This window comes from Thermoactinomyces mirandus, assembly GCF_013868055.1.
GTDB classification, from domain to species: Bacteria; Bacillota; Bacilli; order Thermoactinomycetales; family Thermoactinomycetaceae; genus Thermoactinomyces; species Thermoactinomyces mirandus.
In genome coordinates, this window is the sequence record NZ_JACEOL010000087.1 from 1 (window position 1) to 979 (window position 979).

Consider the following 979-nt stretch of genomic DNA (forward strand, 5'->3'; position numbering starts at 1 on the left):
AGCAAATACCGGTTGATGATTGCCTTGATTTCTTCCAACCGTCCTGATTCGTTCCTGATTTCCGTCAAGCCGAGCGCATATTGTTCCAGCTTGTGAAAATCGGTTGTTCCTTCCACAATCTCTTTGCCAATGCCTTCGGTATAACTTTGGTACCGCTTTTCCACAACGCTGTCCAATACACGATCCTCGAGTAACTGATGGGCCACTTTCAAGCCGACAGCAAAGCTGTCCATGCCTGCAATATGTGCCGTGAACAGATCTTCCGGTTCAAACGATCCCCGGCGCACCTTGGCGTCAAAGTTCAGGCCGCCACGGCCCAAGCCGCCGTTTTTCAACACTTCAACCATAGCCAGTGTCGCAGAGTACAGATCCGTCGGGAATTCATCCGTATCCCAGCCCAAATGCGGATGCCCCTGGTTGGCGTCGATCGATCCCAGCATGCCATTGATCCGTGCATAGTGCAGTTCATGCTCAAACGTATGGCCGGCAAGAGTGGCGTGGTTGGCCTCAATATTAAATTTGAAATGATCCTCCAGGCCGTATTTTTGCAGGAAGGCATACCCGCTGGCCACATCAAAATCATACTGATGGGTGGTTGGTTCTTTCGGTTTGGGTTCAATCAGGAACTGACCGTCAAATCCGATTTCTTTCGCGTAATCCACCGCCATGTGGAAGAAACGGGCCAGGTTATCCAGTTCCAGTTTCATGTCCGTGTTAAGTAAGGTTTCATATCCTTCCCGTCCACCCCAGAATACATAGTTTTCCGCCCCAAGTTCCTTGCCGATTTCCAGCCCTTTTTTCACTTTGGCCGCGGCATAGGCAAACACATCGGCGTTGTTGGAAGTAGCAGCGCCATGGACAAAGCGGGGATGGGAGAAATTGTTGACCGTATTCCACAGCAATCTGGTATGGCTGTCTTTCATGTAGTCCTTGATCATGGCAACGATGGTGTCCAGGTTTTTGTTGGTTTCCCGCAAAC

The 979-nt window shown here is 50.4% G+C and carries 1 protein-coding gene; it reads right to left on the minus strand.

Features of this window, described 5'->3' with window-relative positions; genetic code table 11:
- Positions 1 to 979, minus strand: a 979-nt coding sequence (xylA, locus tag H2C83_RS17120) for a xylose isomerase (RefSeq protein ID WP_181742380.1), incomplete at both ends; no start/stop codon positions are given.